This is a genomic window from Nostoc sp. ChiQUE01b (assembly GCF_034531255.1).
In the GTDB taxonomy this organism is placed as follows: domain Bacteria; phylum Cyanobacteriota; class Cyanobacteriia; order Cyanobacteriales; family Nostocaceae; genus Nostoc.
The window spans coordinates 22,847-43,625 of record NZ_JAVRBM010000029.1 but is presented as its reverse complement, the minus strand read 5'-3'; the positions used below and the strand labels follow the sequence as shown (position 1 = coordinate 43,625).

At 44.9% G+C, this 20,779-nt stretch carries 8 protein-coding genes and 1 pseudogene; all 9 read left to right on the top strand.

All coding sequences use genetic code 11. The features are described from left to right. Nucleotides 1-54: 54 nt before the first annotated feature. The 9 genes and pseudogenes from RMY63_RS19560 (at nt 55) to RMY63_RS19520 (ending at nt 20,737) form a co-directional block, all read left to right on the top strand. Complete coding sequence (locus RMY63_RS19560) at nt 55-2,565, top strand: S-layer family protein (protein ID WP_322730295.1); 2,511 nt, start codon at nt 55-57, stop codon at nt 2,563-2,565. 66 nt (nt 2,566-2,631) lie between these two features. Beyond that, nucleotides 2,632-5,343, top strand: a complete 2,712-nt coding sequence (locus tag RMY63_RS19555; RefSeq protein ID WP_322730334.1) for an S-layer family protein — start codon at nt 2,632-2,634, stop codon at nt 5,341-5,343. A 66-nt stretch (nt 5,344-5,409) separates the two neighbouring features. Further along, complete coding sequence (locus tag RMY63_RS19550) at nt 5,410-7,419, top strand: filamentous hemagglutinin N-terminal domain-containing protein (RefSeq protein ID WP_322730294.1); 2,010 nt, start codon at nt 5,410-5,412, stop codon at nt 7,417-7,419. A gap of 66 nt (nt 7,420-7,485) precedes the next feature. Further along, nucleotides 7,486-9,954: an S-layer family protein gene (locus RMY63_RS19545; protein WP_322730293.1), complete on the top strand. Its 2,469-nt coding sequence runs from the start codon at nt 7,486-7,488 to the stop codon at nt 9,952-9,954. A gap of 65 nt (nt 9,955-10,019) precedes the next feature. Beyond that, on the top strand, nt 10,020-12,476 hold the full coding sequence (locus tag RMY63_RS19540; RefSeq protein WP_322730333.1) for an S-layer family protein: 2,457 nt from the start codon (nt 10,020-10,022) through the stop codon (nt 12,474-12,476). A 66-nt stretch (nt 12,477-12,542) separates the two neighbouring features. Continuing rightward, nucleotides 12,543-15,050, top strand: coding sequence for an S-layer family protein (locus tag RMY63_RS19535; RefSeq protein WP_322730292.1), 2,508 nt, complete (start codon nt 12,543-12,545; stop codon nt 15,048-15,050). A 66-nt stretch (nt 15,051-15,116) separates the two neighbouring features. Then, nucleotides 15,117-17,591, top strand: coding sequence for an S-layer family protein (locus tag RMY63_RS19530; RefSeq protein WP_322730291.1), 2,475 nt, complete (start codon nt 15,117-15,119; stop codon nt 17,589-17,591). Nucleotides 17,592-17,641: 50 nt separating this feature from the next. Beyond that, nucleotides 17,642-18,016, top strand: a pseudogene (locus RMY63_RS19525) (Uma2 family endonuclease); the annotation flags it as partial. Between the two features lie 171 nt (nt 18,017-18,187). Continuing rightward, the gene (locus RMY63_RS19520) at nt 18,188-20,737 is read left to right on the top strand and encodes a CHAT domain-containing protein (protein WP_322730290.1); all 2,550 of its coding nucleotides are present in this window, start codon (nt 18,188-18,190) and stop codon (nt 20,735-20,737) included. The last annotated feature ends 42 nt before the right edge of the window (nt 20,738-20,779 follow it).

Here is a 20,779-nt window from a genome sequence, read left to right as displayed (position 1 = left end):
ATAATACTATTTAGGGAATAATAACTTGAAATCAACCACAGGAAATATTTGGCGATGAGAGTTTTACCCTTTTTATTGATTTTAACAACTGGGTTATTAACTCAAGGGATATTATTACCTACAACTGCTCAGGTAACATCTGATGGTACTACGAATACCACTGTCAACCCAAACGGTAATAATTTTACAATTATTAATGGTATAGAAAAAGGTAATAATTTATTTCATAGCTTCAGTAATTTTTCTGTACCTACTGGTGGTTCGGCAACTTTTGATTTAATTAATACGCCAAATATTACAACTATATTTAGTCGGGTTACAGGTGGAAATGTTTCCAATATTGATGGATTAATTCAAACTCTCAACAGTAATAATCGTGTCAGCTTGTTTTTGATGAATCCTGCGGGGATTGTCTTTGGTAAAGATGCTTCGTTGAATATTGGCGGCTCCTTTGTGGGGACAACGGCAAATAGTATTAAGTTTGCCGATGGAGTCGAATTTAGTGCAGTTAATCTAACTGCATCACCGTTGTTGACGATGAGTGTGCCAATTGGGTTGCAAATGGGGCAAAATACGGGGGCGTTGGCGCAGCCCGCCGCAGGCATCGCAGTGCAAGGCAACGGTCACCATCTCACCGCAGCCAATACCTTTGTCCCCGCGACCCCCAGTGCCACGCCGACGGGCTTACAAGTGCAACCGGGGCAGATTTTGGCTTTAGTTGGCGGCGATCTTGGCTTCACAGGTGGAACTTTGACTGCACCCCAAGGACAGGTAACGATCGGTGCTGTTAGCGATGGATTAATCGGTATCACGTTCAGTCCTCAAGGTTGGGATTTCGATTATAGCGGCGTAAATAGCTTTCGCGATATTCAACTCTCGCAACAGTCGATGTTGGATGCTAGTGGCATTGGGGGTGGGCGCATTCAAGTCCAGGGGGCAAATGTGAGTCTGACCGATGGCTCAACACTATTGATTCAAAGCTTTGGTCTCCAGTCCGGCGGGGGAATTCAGGTACGTGCCACTGATTCATTAACCATTCAGGGTACTACACCTAATCAAACCATTTTGAGTGGCTTACACACCAATCAGTTGGGGGCGATTGGCGGTAGCACGATTACCGTAGACACCCGCCGCTTCAGCCTCCAGCAAGGCGGGGAAATTCGTGCGAATACCTATGCTTCTGGCTCTAGTAGTGCGATTCATCTCGATGCCACCGAGTCTACGACACTCACTGGCTTCACACCGCTTACCCGACAGGTCAGTAGTATTAGCAGTAACTCTTTCGGTGCAGGCGCAGCCGGTCTGATTAATCTTTCAACGGCTCAACTCACACTCATGGGTGGTAGTTTTATCAATTCTGGAGCCTTTGCCACGGGCAATTCGGGGAATGTGAGCGTGAATGTCGATGGGACGATCAATATCATCGGCACCGAACCGATTTTTGCTCAGCCCAGCAACATTTCGGCTGGAACCATTCGATTTGGCAATGGGGGCAATGTTTCCGTGAATGCTCAACGCATTAATCTCCAAGCGGGTGGGCGGATCTCGGCATCAACTCTCGGGTTTGGCAATGGGGGCAGTCTCACGGTGAATGCTTCTGAATCGATTACAGTTCAGGGCAAAGGAGATAGTGTTCTCCTTGACAGTGCGATCGAAGCATCTGCACCAATCATAGATGCTGTTACACAACAACTGTATGGAGTCCCCCCTCTGCCCATTGGCGCATCGGGCACTCTCACGATTAATACACCACGCTTAATCGTGACCGCTAGTGGTTTGGTGAGTGTGAAAAATGATGGAACAGGCAATGCGGGTAACTTGGTCGTGAATGCCAACACCATTCTATTGGATCGCCAAGGGAGCATCACTGCCGCAACCCAATCGGGGGAAGGCGGTAATTTGCAGGTACAAGCGAACAGCATCATATTGCAGCGAGGCAGCAATATTAACGCTACCGCCAGGGGCACGGGAAATGGGGGTAACATTTTCCTCAATGTACCGATTATTCTCGGCTTAGAAAACAGTGATATTGTTGCCAATGCGGAGAAAGGTCGTGGGGGCAATATTAACATTACTACTCAGGGAATTTTTGGATTAAAATATCGTCCCCAACTCACAACAGAGAACGACATCACCACCAGTTCTGAATTTGGAGTTAACGGAAACGTGCAAATTATTAGCCCCGATGTTGACCTCAACTCTGGTTTAGTGCAATTACCAGAGAATGTCACCGATCCATTGCAGCAAATTGCTACAGGTTGTTCTGTAAATACTGGTAGTAGTTTTGTCGCCACGGGAAGGGGTGGTGTGCCGCAAAATCCCACCCAGGAAGTCAGGAGCGATGTCTACGACGGGCTACGCCTACGCACTTGGTCTGATATCCGCGATCTCTCTGCATTCGAGAAAACTGGCACAATTACAGCACAAATTCCTCAATCTCCAAAAGCTATTATCCAAGCTACTTCTTGGCATCGTAACCCCCAAGGCCAAATCGAGTTAGTTACAGATAAATCTCCGGCTCAAGTGCAACAACCATTAACCTGTGCGGCTGTGACTAAAAGTTAATCATGTTATTAATAACATCCTCAACGGGAATACTAACTTGAAATCAGGTTAAGGAAGTTTTTTGTGATGAGAGCCGTACCCTTTCTATTGATATTCATAACTGGGTTATTCACTCCAGGGATGATGCGATCGGCGATCGCTCAGGTGACATCAGACAGCACAACTAACACCATTGTCAACTCAAACGGGAATAATTTCACTATTATTAATGGTATAGAAAAAGGTAATAATTTATTTCACAGCTTCAGTAATTTCTCTGTAGCTACTGCTGGTTCGGCAACTTTTGATTTAGTTAATACGCCAAATATCAATACTATATTTAGCCGTGTCACTGGCGGTAGTGTTTCCAATATTGATGGGTTAATTCGCACAAGAAATAGTAGTAATCCGGTAAATTTATTTTTAATGAATCCTAACGGCATTATATTTGGGCCAAATGCCAAGTTAGATATTGGTGGCTCGTTTGTCAGCACTACAGCAAATAGGATCAAATTTGCCGATGGATCTGAGTTTATGGCCACGAATCCTAATGCAACGCCATTATTAACGATCGCAGTGCCTATTGGCTTACAGTTTGGGCAAAATCCAGGAACCATTACCGATCAAGCCAGTACTACAGGATTGACACTCAAAACAGGCAAAACTATTGGTTTACTGGGTGGCGAAGTCACCATAGATCGGGGAAAAATTACTGCCCCTACTGGTCAGGTAGAAGTGGCTGCTTTAGCCAGTAACACAACAGTCAACCTGGCTCAAACAACATCAGGCTGGCAATTTAGCTATCCTAATTCAGAGTTTGGAAATGTTCGGATTACCAACGCCGCCCAAATTAATGCCGACGGCGTTGGTGGGGGGCGGATTCAAATCAACGGACAGCAAGTGACAATTGACGGACTTTCCTCCATCACTGCTAACACCAGCAAAGCCAGTAATGGTCAAGGTATTTTGATTCAAGGTTCTGATAGCATTGCGATCGCTGGCTCGAACCCTACCTCTGGCATCGTTACCAATATCGGCACTGATATTAAAGCTGGGGCAACAGGTAACGGCGGCGAAATTCGCTTGATTACACCCACCCTCAAAATCCAAGATGGTGCCCGCATCCGCACGCGTGTTTTGGGTGCTGGCCAGGGCGGTAGTGTAATCGCCCAAGCTGACCGAGTAGAACTGCTACAAGACACCACCGACGGTAAGAATAACCGATTTCCTAGCACCTTAGCAGCAAATACTGAAGAAGGATCGCAAGGTCATGGGGGCAACGTCGAAATCACGGCAAAAACGGTTTTGATTCAAGATGGGGCAGAACTGCGGGCTTCCGCTCGTGGTTCGGGTGATGGCGGCAACATCATCGTCAAAGCCAGCGATTTACTCAGCGTTACTGGCGAGTCAAGCACCGGCGATCCAGGTTATCTCACAGGTATGAGTACCAGCATTCGGGAAAACGCCACAGGACAAGGCGGCAGTATTTTTTTAGAAGCAGGCAAGGTTGAAGTACTAAATGGCCCTGCAATTCGCACAGGTACTTATGGTCAAGGCAATGCTGGAAACATCTATGTCAAGGCAAATGAAGCCACCATCGCTGGTTATGCCAATAGCGGTATCGTCAGTCGATTTTTTGCCTCTGCCTATGTGCTGGAAGAGAATGGCACGCCGCGTCTAAATAGATCCACTGGGAAAGGAGGCAATATTACCTTTGATGTGGGATACCTCAAACTATTTGAAGGTGGCAAGATTTCTTCATCTTCGGAAACCCAAGGCAATGCTGGCGGGATTTTAATTAATGCGGATACGGTTGAATTGGCAGGGAAATCTCGCTCTCCAGTGCAACTCAGTTTTGCCTATGCCGTAGATGCAGGTGGTAAAAGTGGTCTTTATGCTTTTTCGGATAACACATCGACCAAAGATTTACCAGTTTCTCAGGGACTTCGGTATGGGGATGCTGGCTCTATTCGCGTCAATACAAACAGCCTGACTGTACGGGATGAAGCCGAAATTGTGGTCAGCAGCAACAACAACAGTAACGCTGGCAACTTAATGGTTCAGTCTGACACCATCAGATTGAGTCAAGGGGGAAAGCTGCGGGCTGAAGTAGCCTATGGTAGTCAAGGGAATATCAACTTAGCGAGTTCACTTTTGCTAATGCGCGATGGTAGTCAAATTAGCTCAAATGCTGGTAGTACGGCTAGTGGTGGCAACATTTCAATTAACAGTCAGCTGATCTTTCAAGCCAATAATAGTGATATCACTGCCAATGCAATCAAAGGTCAAGGTGGTAATATTAATCTCACCACTAAATCGCTGATTGGCGGTGCTTTTCGCCCTCAACTTACACCCGATAGCGACATCACAGCAAGTTCCGAATTTGGTATTAATGGTTCTGTACAAATCAGTACACCAGATGTAAATCCAAACTCTGGCTTAGTTGAATTACCTGTAAACTTAGTCGATTCATCACAGCAAATTGCTACAGGTTGTTCTCATAATACTGGCAGCAGTTTTGTGGCAACGGGACGGGGTGGAATACCGCAAAATCCCAATCAACAAGTCAGGAGCGATGTCTACGACGGGCTACGCCTACGCACTTGGTCTGATATCCGCGATCTCTCTGCATTCGAGAAAACTGGCACAATTACAGCACAAATTCCTCAATCTCCAAAAGCTATTATCCAAGCTACTTCTTGGCATCGTAACCCTCAAGGCCAAATCGAGTTAGTTGCAGATAAATCTCCGGCTCAGGTGCAACCAACATTAACCTGTGCGGCTGTGACTAAAAGTTAATCATGTTATTAATAACACCCGCAACGGGAATACTAGCTTGAAACTAGATATAGGTAATTTTTAATCATGAGAGTCTTAACCTTTCTACTGGTGTTGACAAGTGGGTTAATAACTCCAGGGATGATGCTAAGGGCGATCGCTCAGGTGACATCAGACAGCACAACTAACACCATTGTCAATTCAAACGGGAATAATTTTACAATTCTCAATGGTATTGATAAAGGTAACAATTTATTTCATAGTTTCAGTAATTTCTCTGTGCCTACTGGTGGTTCAGCAACGTTTGATTTAATTAACACACCAAATATTACAACCATATTTAGTCGGGTTACAGGTGGAAATGTTTCTCAGATTGATGGCTTAATTCGCACATTTAATAGTAATAACCCGGTAAATTTGTTTTTAATCAATCCGGCAGGTGTTGTATTTGGTCAAAATGCGGCGTTGAATATTGGCGGCTCATTTGTAGGAACGACTGCCAATAGTATTAAGTTTGCCGATGGAGTTGAGTTTAGTGGCGTAAATCCAGGGACACCACCATTATTAACGATGAGTGTACCCATCGGTTTGCAAATGGGGCAAAATTCAGGGACTATAGCGATTCAAAATGCCGGACATGCTATTCAGTTCAGACCCTTCACCCCGTTGGATACTCGCACTAGTCCACCCGGTTTGCAGGTCAATCCAGGACAAACTCTAGCCTTGATTGGGAATGGGTTGAGCGCTACTGGTGGAATTTTGTCCAGTGTTAGCGGCAATATCCAACTGGGCAGTGTGCAAGATGGACTGATTCGCTTCAACCCGACACTTCCAGGCTGGGGATTTGACTATGCTGGCATCCAAAACTTTGCAGATATTGATCTGAGCCAAAAATCCCTGGTCAATGTCAGTGGTTTAGGGGGAGGCTCCATTCAGTTTCACGGTGAAAATATTCGGCTAACGGAGGGAAGCGTTGCCCTTCTCAAAAATTTTGGCTCTCAAGCAGCGGGGCAAATTAGTATTAACGCTACTGAGCAATTTGAGTTAGGTGGTATCACTCCCAACGGTTCCCCAGCTAGTGCAATCTCTAGTGAAACATTGCGGCTGGGAGCGGGTGCAAATATTCAAGTCACAGCCCGCCAACTTTCATTTCAAGACGGGGGCAGATTGACTGCCTTTACTTTTGGTGCTGGACAGAGTGGCAGCATCACCGTGAATGCCACAGATTCTATTGAGATCAATGGGTTTCTCCCAGCCTCTCCCATTACTAGCAGTTTGATTGGTGTCGGCAATGCTGGTTTTGGTGCAACCGGCAACTCTGGATTCATCCACATTACCACCGCCCACCTCCGGCTCCTCAACAGTGGCAGTGTGAGTTCCCTCACCTTTGGGACAGGGGCAGCCGGAGATGTGCAAGTTGATGCCACTAAGTCGATTGATTTGATTGGGGTGAATCCCCTTACCCTTGTACCTAGTGTCATCACCACTGGGACTTTTAATGCCGGTAATGCCGGTAATTTAACAATTAATACCGCCAGACTTTCTCTCAGGCAAGGCGGTGCCATCGGATCGAGCAGTCCCGCTACTGGTAAGGCGGGGAATATCTCGATTCAAGCTTCAGAGTCGATTTTGGTAAGTGATATGGCTCCTGGTTCAATTTCCTCCAGCCGCATTGCTTCGGTGTCCGAGATTCTCGATCCGGTCACGCAGTCGGTGTTTCGCTTGCCCCCGATACCTCAAAGCAATTCTGGCAGCGTCACCATTGCAACACCCCTGTTGCAAGTGCAGAATGGAGGACGCGTGACTGTGAAAAATGAGGGGACGGGCAATGCTGGACGAATACCGCAAAATCCCAATCAAGATGTCACGAGCGATGTCTACGACGGGCTACGCCTACGCTCTTGGTCTGATATCCGCGATCTCTCTGCATTCGAGAAAACTGGCATAGTTACAGCACAAATTCCTCAATCTCCAAAAGCTATTATTCAAGCTACTTCTTGGCATCGTAACCCCGAAGGCAAAATTGAGTTAGTTGCAGATAAATCTCCGGCTCAGGTGCAACCAACATTAACCTGTGCTGCCATTACAAAAAATTAATCATACCATCAATAATACCCGCAACGGGAATACTAACTTGCAACTAGATATAGGTAATTTTTAATCATGAGAGTCTTAACCTTTCTACTGGTGTTGACAAGTGGGTTAATAACTCCAGGGATGATGCGAGCAGGCATAGCTCAGGTAACATCAGATGCTACAACCAACACCATTGTCAACCAAAATGGTAATAACTTCACCATCACTAATGGGAGCCGTGTCGGCAACAATCTATTTCACAGCTTCAGCCAATTCTCAATTCCTACCAATGGTTCTGCATCTTTCAACAATGCCTCAGATATTCAAAATATTTTTAGTCGTGTGACTGGCGGTAATGTTTCCCATATTGATGGTTTAATTCAAGCCAACGGTAGTGCTAATCTATTTTTGCTTAATCCTAAGGGCATCATCTTTGGACAAAATGCCAGCTTAAATATTGGGGGTTCATTTATTGCTACAACCGCCGAAAGTATCAAATTTGCTGATGGCGCTGAGTTTAAGGCGATTAGTTCCCAAGCTCCCCCATTGTTGAGTATTAATGTTCCCATTGGTTTACAACTAGGTAGCAATCCTGGAGCGTTGGCACTTCAAGGCACAGGACATACCTTAACACTTAAGGATAGTCGGACTCCTATCAATCGCACTCCTAGTCCCACACAACTGCGGGTACAGCCTGGAAAAACCCTGGCGTTGGTGGGTGGTACTCTAAATTTGCATGGGGCAACTCTGACTGCCGAACAAGGACGGATTGAATTGGGTAGTTTGGGTGACGCAGGGTTAGTTAGCCTCGTGCCAACCACTCAGGGTTATACGCTGGGGTATGGCAATGGGCAAAACTTTAGTGACATTCAACTTCAAAAGAAATCTCTACTAGATGTCAGTGGGGTAAATGCAGGTTCCGTGCAGGTGCAGGGTAAACACATTCAACTTACCGATAGCTCCCTAGTATTAGCACAAAATCTCGGTAATCTTCCTGGCGGGAATCTACATCTGCAAGCATCAGCAGGAATCGATGTGACTGGTACACTCAGCGGCATTCGCAGTGAAACCTTAGGCATTGGAACAAGTGGGAACATCAGCGTCATTACTCCCCGATTCAGCCTTCAGCAGGGAGCAGCATTAAATAACATTACTTTTGGAACAGCTACCAGTGGCAATGTCCAGGTTGATGCCTCAGTGCTGGAGATATCTGGCTTCTCGCCCATCAGTTCAACTGGTAGCGTGATTAACACTAGTACCTTCAGTTCTGGAAGTGCAGGTAATGTCTTCGTAAATGGCGATAGTTTACTAGTGTCCGATGGTGCTGGGCTGTCTTCAATATCCCGTGGTAGCGGTGACAGTGGTCAAGTTGTCATTCACAACATGGATACTACCGTCAGGGGAAGCAACTCGGCACCTATGGGTACTAGGATTAGCTCAACTGCCTTCAGTACAGGAAACGCCAAAACCATCACACTGGATACAGGCAGGCTGCATCTGCTAGATGGGGGAGCAATTACCACAAGTTCGTTTTCTGCCGGTCATGGCGGAGATATCAGGATAAATGCCACAGAATCCATCCAAATTATTGGTAGTAAGAACGTAATAAATAATAGCGGCATCAGCAATAGCAGCATCACCTCGTCCGTCCTGAGCCTAAGCCCAACATTACAGAAACGATTTAATGTATTCTATGGTACACCTGTGGGTGATGCAGGTACTGTGAGCATCACGACACCAAACCTGACGCTTCAGGATGGCGGGGCTGTGAGCGTTACCAATGATGGTAGTGGCAATGGTGGTAGTATCAACCTCGCTGCAGATAGTATCGAATTAAAGAATCAAGCTTTAATCCAAGCAAAGACTACCTCTGGTGATGGAGGTAACATCAGCTTAGGAGTTGGCAAGTTATTGCAACTGCGCGACAACAGCCAAATCACCGCCACCGCAGGCGGTAATGGTAATGGTGGTAATGTTAACATCAATTCACCCATCATTGTAGGCTTAGAAAACAGTGATATTGTAGCTAATGCAGTCCAAGGTAGTGGCGGTAATATTAACATTACAACTCAGGGTATTTTCGGTTTAGAATATCGTCCTCAACTGACTCCAGAAAATGACATCACAGCTAGTTCCCAATTTGGTGTTAACGGTACAGTAGATATTAATAATTTTGGCGTTGACCCCAGTTCTGGTTTAGTAGAACTACCCGTAAACTTAGTTGATTCATCCCAGCAGATTGCTACAGGTTGTTCTAATAATACTGGTAGTAGTTTTGTCGCCACGGGAAGGGGTGGTGTGCCGCAAAATCCCACCCAGGAAGTCAGGAGCGATGTCTACGACGGGCTACGCCTACGCACTTGGTCTGATGTCCGCAATCTCTCTGCATTCGGTAAAACTGGCGCAGCTACAGCACAAATCCCCTCATCAACAGAGGTGATTGTGCAAGCAACTTCTTGGCATCGTAACGCTAATGGACAAATTGAGTTAGTTGCACAGACATCTCTTACTCAGGTGCAACCAGCATTAACCTGCGCGGCGATTCCTCAAAGTTAATGGCGTTATTAACTATACCATTTCGGGAACTCTAACTTTACATCAGTTAAAGGGAGTTTTTGGTGATGAGAGTCATACCCTTTGTGTTTCTATTAATCAATGGGCTATTAACTCTGGGGATGATGCGATCGGCGATCGCTCAAGTGACATCCGATGGTACTATTAACACTAGTATCAACCAAAGTGGTAATAATTTTACTATTCTTAACGGGATTGATAAAGGTAATAATTTATTTCACAGTTTTAGTAATTTCTCTGTGCCTACGGGTGGTTCAGCAACGTTTGATTTAATTAACACACCAAATATTACTACTATATTTAGTCGAGTTACAGGTGGAAATGTTTCTAATATTGATGGATTAATTCGCACGCTTAATAGTAGTAATCCGGTAAGTTTGTTTTTAATGAATCCAGCGGGGATTGTGTTTGGGCAAAATGCCTCGCTGAATATTGGCGGCTCGTTTGTGGTAACAACGGCGAATAGCATTAAGTTTGCTGATGGAATAGAGTTTAGTGCGACTAATCCCGTTGCTACACCGTTGTTGACGATGAGTGTGCCCATTGGGTTGCAAATGGGGCAGAATCCAGCAGCGATCGCTGTTCAAGGTACAGGATATAGCTTGAATATTACCAATATTTTGTCTCCAATTATTCGCACTCCTAGTCTGACACAAATTCAGGTACAACCTGGAAAAACTTTGGCGTTGGTGGGTGGTAATCTCAATTTGAATGGAGCAACCCTGACTGCTGAAACAGGTCACATTGAGTTAGGTAGTTTGGGTAGCTCAGAATTAGTTGACCTGGTATCAACGACTCAAGGGTATACACTGGGGTATGGAAAGGTAAACAACTTTGGGGATATTCAACTTGCCCAAAAATCCCTACTAGATGTTAGTGGAGTGAATGCTGGTTCTGTTCAGGTGCAAGGTAAGCAGATTCAATTTAGCGATGGCTCACTGTTACTGGTACAAAATCATGGTAATCTCCCTGGTGGCAACTTGCATCTTCAGGCAAGCGAAAGCATCAATCTAACTGGTGCAGCCAGCGGGGTTCGGAGTGAAACCTGGAGCAAGGGTTATGGTAGCAATATCAGTGTTATTACCCCCAAACTCAATCTCTATGAAGGAGGGATATTAAGTAGTAACACTTATGGGGTGTCTGCCAGTGGAAATATTCAGGTTAATGCCACAAATGTAGAGATATCCGGCTTATCGCCCCTCAATGCCAGTGGCAGTTTCATTAATACCAGTACCTTTGGTTCTGGGAATGCAGGTAATATTTTTGTACATGGTGATAGTTTACTTATATCCTATGGTGGTGGACTGTCTTCTGTATCGCGGGGTGTTGGTTCTAGTGGTGAAGTTGTGGTTCGCAACCTAGATACCACTGTGCAGAGTAGTAATAGCTCTCCTTTCGGCACAAGAATTGCCTCAGTCACCTTCAACGTTGGCAATGCTAAAACCTTAACTCTGGACACTGCCAGGTTAAAAGTGATAGATGGCGGCGAGATCGGCACAAGTTCATATTTTATCGGTCATGCCGGGGATGTGAGGATCAATGCTACGGAATTTGTTGAAGTTAATGGTTACAATCCATTAAAACCGAGTGCTATTAGCTCCTCTGCCCTCATTCTCAACCCAGTATTACAGAAGTTATTTGGGTTATCAGAATATATACTGACTGCTGATTCTGGTACTATCAACCTGACAACCCCAAACCTCATCCTGAAAAACAAAGGAACTGTGACCGTTACCAATCAAGGTACTGGTCATGGTGGCAATCTCAAAATTGATGCTAATAGTATCCAATTAAAAGATCAAGCTTTCATCGAGTCCAGGACAGCATCCGGTAATGGTGGCAACATCGATTTACAGGTGGGGAATTTGTTGCTGCTGCGCGATAATAGCCAAATTACCTCGACCGCAGGCGGTAATGGTAAAGGAGGGAACATTAACATTAATGCATCAATTATTACTGGTTTAGAAAATAGTGATATCATTGCCAATGCTGTGCAAGGAAAAGGTGGCAATATTGCCATTACTACTCAAGGTATTATTAGTCTAAAATTCCGCAATACCCTCACTCCGAGAGAAGACCTTACCAACGACATCACAGCCAGTTCCGAATTTAATATCAATGGTACTGTTCAAGTTGATAACATCGGTATCTCTCCCAATTCTGGCTTAGTCGAATTACCTACAAATGTCACCGACCCATCCCAACAAATTGCTAGTGGTTGTTCTGCAAATCAAGGCAGTAGTTTTGTCGCCACGGGACGGGGTGGTGTGCCGCAAAATCCCAATCAGGAAGTGAGGAGCGATCACCCTTGGTCAGATACCCGCGATCTGACTGCATACCGCAAAACTAGCGAGGTGACGGCACAAATACCCACTTTCCCAGAAACCCTTATCCAAGCTACTTCTTGGCATCGTAACCCCCAAGGCCAAATCGAGTTAGTTGCAGATAAATCTCCGGCTCAGGTGCAACAACCATTAACCTGTGCTGCCATGACAAAAAATTAATCATGCGATCGATAACATCCGCAACGGGAATACTAACTTGAAACCAGATATAGGTAATTTTTAGTCATGAGAGTCTTAAGCTTTCTACTGGTGTTGGCAAGTGGGTTAATAACTCCAGGGATGATGCGATCGGCTATGGCTCAAGTGACATCTGATGGTACTGATAACACCATTGTCAACCAAAGCAGTAATAATTTTACTATTCTTAATGGTAGAAATAAAGGTAGCAATTTATTTCACAGTTTCAGTAATTTCTCTGTGCCTACAGGTGGTTCAGCGACTTTTGATTTAGTTAATACGCCAAATATTACAACTATATTTAGTCGGGTTACGGGTGGAAATGTTTCCCATATTGATGGATTAATTCAAACTCTCAACATTAATAATCCTGTAAGTTTGTTTTTAATGAATCCTGCGGGAATTGTGTTTGGGCAAAATGCCTCGTTGAATATTGGTGGGTCATTTGTAGGTACGACGGCGAATAGTATTAAGTTTAGCGATGGGAGCGAATTTAGTGCGACCAATCTCAGTGCTACACCTTTATTAACAATAAGTGTACCTGTCGGTTTGCAAATGGGGCAAAACTCAGGGAGAATTACTGTACAAAGGAGTGGACATCGCTTGGCCGGCAACCTTTTTACCCCCGCCGATCGCAGCCAGAATCCCATCGGGTTAGAAGTTGGGGCGGGCAATACACTGGCGCTGATTGGCAGTGCAGTTAACTTCTCGGGTGGCATTGCTGCCGTTAATGGGGGCGGACATCTGGAAGTGGGGAGCGTCAGCACTGGGCAAGTCAGACTCAATCCTACTCTTGCGGGGTGGGTGGGGGATTACTCAGGGGTGGGGCAATTCAACGATATCCATTTGGCACATCAATCTTTGCTCGATGCTAGCGGCAGCAAAGGCTCAATCCAATTACAAGGACGGAATATTAGCCTCACTGAGGGTTCCGCAGTCTTGCTCCAAAACCTGGCAACGCAATCATCTCTTGGGATTACAGTCAAGGCATCTGAGTCCCTAAAGCTGACGGGGAATACACCCGACGCAACATTGGGAAGTCTGATCCAAATCGATAATTTGGGAACGAGTCTAACAGGTGATATTACCATCTCTGCCGCGCAACTATCTATCGAAAATGGAGGACAGATTAATAATCGGACGTTTTCTCCAGCACTCGGTGGTAATGTTACAGTTAACGTCCTCGATGCGATCGCAATTGAAGGCTTTGCCCTTAGCGATCTGAGCCGGAACTCCTCGATTTCGACAGTCACATTCAACTCGGCCAATGCAGGCAATATTACAGTCTCAACGGGCAACCTGAAGTTTCTCAATGGTGGCGATATTTCCTCTGTAACCGTAGGATCTGGACAGGCTGGAATGATGCAAATCAATGCCGAAGACTTGATCGAAATTGTTGGTAATGCCTCTCTCTCATTGTCACCGAGTGCAGTGAATTCACTGAGTTTCAGCGCTTCTGGAAATGCTAATGACACATTTATCAATACATCCAGATTAGTGATTCGAGATGGGGGATTTTTAGGGTCTATCACCGTCGCCGCAGGTGCAGCAGGTAACATAACGGTTAATGCTTCAAAATCGGTGGATATCGCGGGGAGAACTCCCGGATCGCTCTTACCTAGCCGGATTGCTTCAACCGCCGAAATTCTCGATCCAGCGAATCAAGCTGCCTTTGGATTTCCTGCCATTCCCAGCGGTAATGCGGGTTCTCTCACCATTAACACACCATCGTTACGCATCACAGATGAGGCATTTGTATCCGTCAAAAATGATGGTCAAGGCAAAGCGGGAGATTTGCTCCTGCATGCGAACTCTATTTTCCTTGACAACCAAGGCCGCATCACTGCATCAACTGCCTCGGGAAACGGAGGGAATGTCAGATTAAACTTACAAGAGCATCTGTTGATGCGTCACGATAGCCTCATTTCCGCCACCGCAGCGGGCAATGGTAATGGTGGTAACTTATCAATTAATGCCCCGGTGATTGTGGGGTTAGAAAACAGCGACATCATCGCCAATGCAATGCAAGGTCGTGGCGGTAATATTCAAATTAGCACCCAAGGGATTATTGGTCTAGCGTTTCACAATACCCTCACTCCTCGCACAGATCAAACAAATGATATCACTGCTAGTTCCGAATTTAATGTCAATGGCACTGTGCAAATTAATAATATCGGCCTTGACCCCACTTCTGGCTTAGTAGAACTGCCAGAGAATATAACCGATCCATCCCAGCAAATTGCTACAGGCTGTGCTGGTAATCAAGGCAGTAGTTTTGTGGCAACGGGACGGGGTGGTGTGCCGCAAAATCCAATGCAGGAAGTCAGGAGCGATGTCTACGACGGGCTACGCCTACGCACTTGGTCTGATATCCGCGATCTCTCTGCATTCGAGAAAACTGGCACAATTACAGCACAAATTCCTCAATCTCCAAAAGCTATTATCCAAGCTACTTCTTGGCATCGTAACCCCCAAGGCAAAATCGAGTTAGTTGCAGATAAATCTCCGGCTCAGGTGCAACAACCATTAACCTGTGCTGCCATCACAAAAAACTAATCATGCTATCGATAACACCCGCAACGGGAATACTAACTTGAAACCAGATATAGGTAATTTTTAGTCATGAGACTCTTAAGCTTTCTACTGCTGTTGACAAGTGGGTTAATAACTCCAGGGATGATGCTATCTGCTATAGCTCAGGTAACATCCGATGGCACAACTAACACCATTATCAACTCAAACGGGAATAATTTTAATATTATTAATGGTATTGAAAAAGGTAATAATTTATTTCACAGTTTTACTAACTTCTCTGTGCCGAATAATGGTTCAGCAATTTTTAATCTAGTAAATACGCCAAATATTAGTACTATATTTAGTCGGGTTACAGGTGGAAATGTTTCTCATATTGATGGCTTAATTCAAACGATAAATAGTAGTAACTCAGTAAATTTGTTTTTAATGAATCCCAACGGCATTATATTTGGGCAAAATGCCAAGTTGGATATTAGTGGATCGTTTATAGCCACGACAGCTAATAGCATCAAATTTGCTGATGGGACTGAATTTAGCGCCATTAATCCCCAAGCTAATACATTACTAAGTATTAATGTTCCCATTGGACTGCAACTGGGTAATAATCCTTCACCGATACAAGTCCAAGGTACAGGACATTTAGATATCGAGAGCGGTTTTACTCCTGTGATTCGCAATCCTAGCCCAACAAGATTGCAAGTACAGGCAAAAAAAACCCTGGCGTTGGTGGGTGGTAATCTGAATCTTGATGGCGCTACCCTGACTGCCGAAACAGGGCATATAGAATTAGGTAGCCTGGGAGATTCAGGATTAGTTAATTTAGTTCCTACCATCCAGGGCTATAAATTGGAGTATGGCAACGGGCAAAGCTTTGGTGACATTCAACTAGCACAAAAGTCACTATTAGATGTCAGTGGAGTAAATGCGGGTTCAGTTCAGCTTCAAGGAAGAAATATTCGCTTGAGCGATGGTTCGCTAGTTTTAGCGCAGAATTATGGCAATCTTCCTGGTGGAGACATTCGTTTGCAAGCATCAAAAGCCATTGAGATCCTTGGCGCATTCGATACCACAATTCCGAGTGGGATTCGCTCTGACGCTTTGAGTAGCGGAACTGGCGCGAATATAAGTATCATCACTCCTCGTTTGGTACTCCAACAGGGTTCAGGGATCAGGAACTCAGCATACGGACTAGCTGACAGTGGCAACATTCAGATTGAAGCGGCAGCACTAGAGATATCCGGCTTCAATACTACTGGCGTGACAAATGGTGTGACAAACATTCTCACTGGCACATACGCTAGTGGGTCAGCAGGTGATATCTTCGTTAATGGGGATAGTTTGATAGTATCTGATGGAACTTCATTGTCTTCGTTTACATTTGGCAGTGGCTCTAGTGGTAAAGTGACAATTCGCAATCAAAATACCACAGTCATGGGGGAAAACCCTTTGGGAATTTATAGTAACATTAGTATCACTAGCTTTTCGACCGGAAATACAAAAGATTTAATACTAGATACTGAGAAGTTACAAATCTTAAATGGCGGAACAGTTGGTTCATCCGCATTCTTTGTTGGAAATGGAGGAAATGTCAGCATCAATGCTAGCCAAGCGATCGCAATTAGTGGTCGCAGTCTTAACAATAATAGTAGTATTAACTCTTCTGTCGTCCGTTTAAATCCACAATTGCGTCAATTCTTTGGTTTGCCGGATATACTGACGGCAAATGCAGGTAGTGTTAGCGTTACTACACCCAGCCTGAGACTGACAAATGGTGGGACTGTGAGCGTTACTAGCCAAGGTACTGGTAATGGTGGCAATCTCAACATCACCGCCGATCGCATCCAACTCAAAAATCAAGGTTTAATTCAGGCACAGACAGAATCTGGTAACGGTGGTAACATCGACTTACAAGTGAAAAATTTGTTGCTGATGCGCCATCGCAGCAACATTACCGCCACAGCAGGCGGTAATGGTAATGGAGGTAACATCAATATCAATGCACCCATCGTCGCCGGATTAGAAAACAGCGACATTGTTGCTAATGCAGTTCAAGGACGTGGCGGTAATATTCAAATCACCACACAAGGAATTATCGGCTTACAATATCGTCCACAACTGACTGCTCTTAACGATATTAGTGCTAGTTCGCAGTTTGGTATGAGTGGTACGGTGCAAATTAACAATATCGGTATTGACCCTAATTCTGGCTTGATAGAATTGCCAGAGAATTTAACAGACTCCTCACAACAAATTGCCACAGGCTGTTCTGTCAATACTGGTAGTAGTTTTGTCGCCACCGGCAGGGGTGGAATCCCGCAAAATCCCACACAGGAGGTGAGGAGCGATGTCTACGACGGGCTACGCCTACGCACTTGGTCTGATACCCGCAACATCTCTGCATTTGAGAAAACAAACCAAGTACAAGCACAAATTCCGACATCGCCAAAGATGCTTGTCCAAGCAATAGGTGTGCGTCGTCGCGCTGACGGCAAAATTGAGTTAATTGCTGCTCAAACAGCCCATGTACAACCGCCTTTAACCTGTGCTACAGTATCACACTAATCAGCCCCGACGCTGGAAATGCTAAAATCGAAACAAGCGGAGGTATTGATATGGCTCAAGCTTTACCTAAAGCATTTACCTTTGAAAAATTTATTGCATGGCTGCCAGAAAACACCGGAAAGCATTACGAATTACACGACGGGATAATTGTTGAAATGCCTCAGCCGAGTGGAAAACATGAAAAAGTTACGGTATTTTTAGCAGGAGAAATTACGGTTGAATATAAGCGATTAAAACTGCCTTATTTTATCCCCAAAACAGCATTAGTAAAACCACCGAGAAAATCATCGGGTTACTCACCAGATGTGGTTTTAATTAACGATGCTAATTTACACAATGAGGAATTGTGGGAAAAAGCATCTACTGTGACTCAAAGTGAATCCATTGCTTTAATTATTGAAGTTGTCAGTACAGACTGGGAAGAAGGAATAAAGGTGTACTGAGTTTTTTTCACGCAATCAAATATGAGTCCTATATGTCTGTTTAATTGTAGGCGATCGCTCATCAAGTGATAGATCGCATTATACGTTGGGCACTATACATCAGAGTGATTTCCTCAAGACCTGTGTAGTGCCTAATAATTAGGTTAAGTAATTATGACTTTCCGAATTAAACAAAGTCGTTGGCTATACGTCAGCCTCAGTATTTTCAGTTTGTGTTTAGCATTTATTATTACACCTGTAAAAGCATCTCCACCAATCACAACCCCAACTATCTCTGCTTCCCAACCTACTAACTGGCTAGAACAAGGACGAAACCTTTACCAATCAGGACGGTTTGTCGAAGCGATTACAGCATGGCAAACAGCAGCAAAGCAATATCAAAAACAGGGCGATCGCCTGAACGAAGCTCTAAGTTTCAGTTATCTCTCACTGACACAACAGGAGCTTAATCAATGGCAAGCAGCCCAACAATCTATTGAGCAAAGTCTGAAACTATTGCAAACTTCTATTCCGTCTGCTGATGCAATTCTTTGGGCACAGGTACTCAATACCCAAGCAAATTTGCAATTGCACACTGGCAAAGCCGAAACCGCACTCGAAAGTTGGCAACAAGCTGAAAAATTTTATGACCAAGCAGGTGACAAAATGGGAAGCTTGGGTAGTCAAATCAACCAGGCACAAGCTTTACAAACTTTAGGATTTTACCGCCGTTCTAAACAACAGTTAGAGGTACTGACTCAAAAACTCCAAGGGATGCCGGATAATGAAATCAAAGTTAGTGGACTGCGATCGCTTGGTTTAGCTCTGCAAATGATTGGTGACTCTAGTAAAAGTCAACAAATTTTAGAGCAAAGTTTAGCGATCGCTCGCCAAATTTCAGCCCAACCCCAGTTAAGTTCTATTCTGATCGGCCTAGGCCAAACTGCCGTTGACTTGCAAGATCCGGAAGCTGCATTAGATTACTTTGAACAAGCTCAACTCTTAACAACTAACCCAAGCGATCGGTTACAAGCGCGTTTAGCTCAGTTCAAACTTTTCCTCAATTACGACAAACTAGAGTTTGTTAACCCACTTGCACCTCAACTACTCCAAGAACTCCAGGAACTGCCCCCCAGTCACGCCTCACTCTACGCAGCGATCAATTTTGTTGCTACCCTCAACCGCCAGTCAAATTCTCACCCAATCCTACCGCTAAAAGATTTGGCGCAACTGATGGCAATCACAGTCAAATCTGCACAGCAAATCCAGGATACTCAAGCCGAAGCTCATGCACTAAATCAGTGGGGAAAACTCTATCATCGTACACAGCAGTTATCACAAGCACAGGAGTTAACTCAGAAATCCCTCAACCTTGCCCGTCAACTCCAAGCTAACGATATCATTGCTCAATCTGCTCGGCAGGTGGGACAGTTGTATAAACAACAAAGCGATCGCTCAAAAGCAATTACCGCCTATACAGAAGCAGTCAAGGCTTTAAAGGCACTGCGGGGAGATTTGGTGGCTATTAACCCTGATTTCCAGTTCTCTTTTCGCACCAGTGTGGAGCCGGTCTACCGGGAACTGGTTGATTTACTTCTAGAGAATCAACCGAGTCAAGCAGAACTGATCCAAGCTCGTGAATTGATTGAGGCACTGCAAATTGCGGAACTCGATAACTTTTTTCGGGAAGCCTGTTTAGATAGAACTCAACAAATTGATCGGGTTGATCCGACTGCAACCGTCATTTATCCGATCATCCTGCCAGATCGTTTAACAGTAATTCTCTCCAAAGCAGGGCAACCACTCCGTTCCTATGTTACTCACAAATCTCAAGCTGAAATTGAGCAAACTCTAGACAATTTTTTGGGTGCTCTTAACCCTGTCTCAGATTCCAAAGACCGAGATCGATTGTCCCAACAGATTTATGATTGGTTGATTCGTCCAGAAGAAGCAGATCAAGCATTTATTGATACCAAGACATTGGTGTTTGTTTTGGATGGTCGGTTGCGGAACATTCCCATAGCAGCTCTTTTTGACGGTAAGCAATATCTGATTGAGAAATATGCTGTGGCGCTCTCACCAGGATTGCAACTGATGACGACGCGATCGCTTGATCAAAAGCACATCAGTGCGATCGTGGGTGGCATTAGCCAATCTCGCGCTGGCTTTAGTGCTTTACCCGCCGTAGAATCAGAAGTGAAACAAATCTCCAAGGCAGTATCTTCTTCTGTGTTGCTGAATCAGGAATTCACCAGTCAAGCCCTTGCCGAACGTGTGAAATCTAGTAGTAAAAGTATTGTTCACCTAGCAACCCACGGACAGTTTAGTTCCCGCCTCGAAGACACTTTCTTACTGACTTGGGATGGAGAAGTCAATGTTAAAGAGTTATCTGAACTCCTGAAAAATCGGGGTAGCGATCCATCGAAAGCGATCGAACTGCTGGTACTAAGTGCCTGCGATACAGCAACAGGAGACGATCGCGCCGTCCTGGGACTAGCAGGCTTGGCTGTCAAATCCGGCGCTCGCTCAACTATCGCCACCCTATGGCCCGTCAAAGATCGGGCAGCTGCGATGCTAATGACTCGCTTCTATGACCAACTGCGACAACCCAAAATCACTAAAGCCGAAGCACTAAGACAAGCACAAATTAGCCTCATTCGCCAAACTGATTTCTACGAACCGTTCTTTTGGTCTAGCTTTGTTTTGATCGGCAACTGGATTTAGCTAAGTAATATAACGGAGTTTCTTGTCAAGGATTTAGGCTAT

Excerpts from the sequence above, each read along its gene's own strand:
- RMY63_RS19560 (WP_322730295.1), top strand. The coding sequence starts at position 55 with ATGAGAGTTTTACCCTTTTTATTGATTTTAACAACTGGGTTATTAACT.
- RMY63_RS19555 (WP_322730334.1), top strand. The coding sequence starts at position 2,632 with ATGAGAGCCGTACCCTTTCTATTGATATTCATAACTGGGTTATTCACT.
- RMY63_RS19550 (WP_322730294.1), top strand. The coding sequence starts at position 5,410 with ATGAGAGTCTTAACCTTTCTACTGGTGTTGACAAGTGGGTTAATAACT.
- RMY63_RS19545 (WP_322730293.1), top strand. The coding sequence starts at position 7,486 with ATGAGAGTCTTAACCTTTCTACTGGTGTTGACAAGTGGGTTAATAACT.
- RMY63_RS19540 (WP_322730333.1), top strand. The coding sequence starts at position 10,020 with ATGAGAGTCATACCCTTTGTGTTTCTATTAATCAATGGGCTATTAACT.
- RMY63_RS19535 (WP_322730292.1), top strand. The coding sequence starts at position 12,543 with ATGAGAGTCTTAAGCTTTCTACTGGTGTTGGCAAGTGGGTTAATAACT.
- RMY63_RS19530 (WP_322730291.1), top strand. The coding sequence starts at position 15,117 with ATGAGACTCTTAAGCTTTCTACTGCTGTTGACAAGTGGGTTAATAACT.
- RMY63_RS19520 (WP_322730290.1), top strand. The coding sequence starts at position 18,188 with ATGACTTTCCGAATTAAACAAAGTCGTTGGCTATACGTCAGCCTCAGT.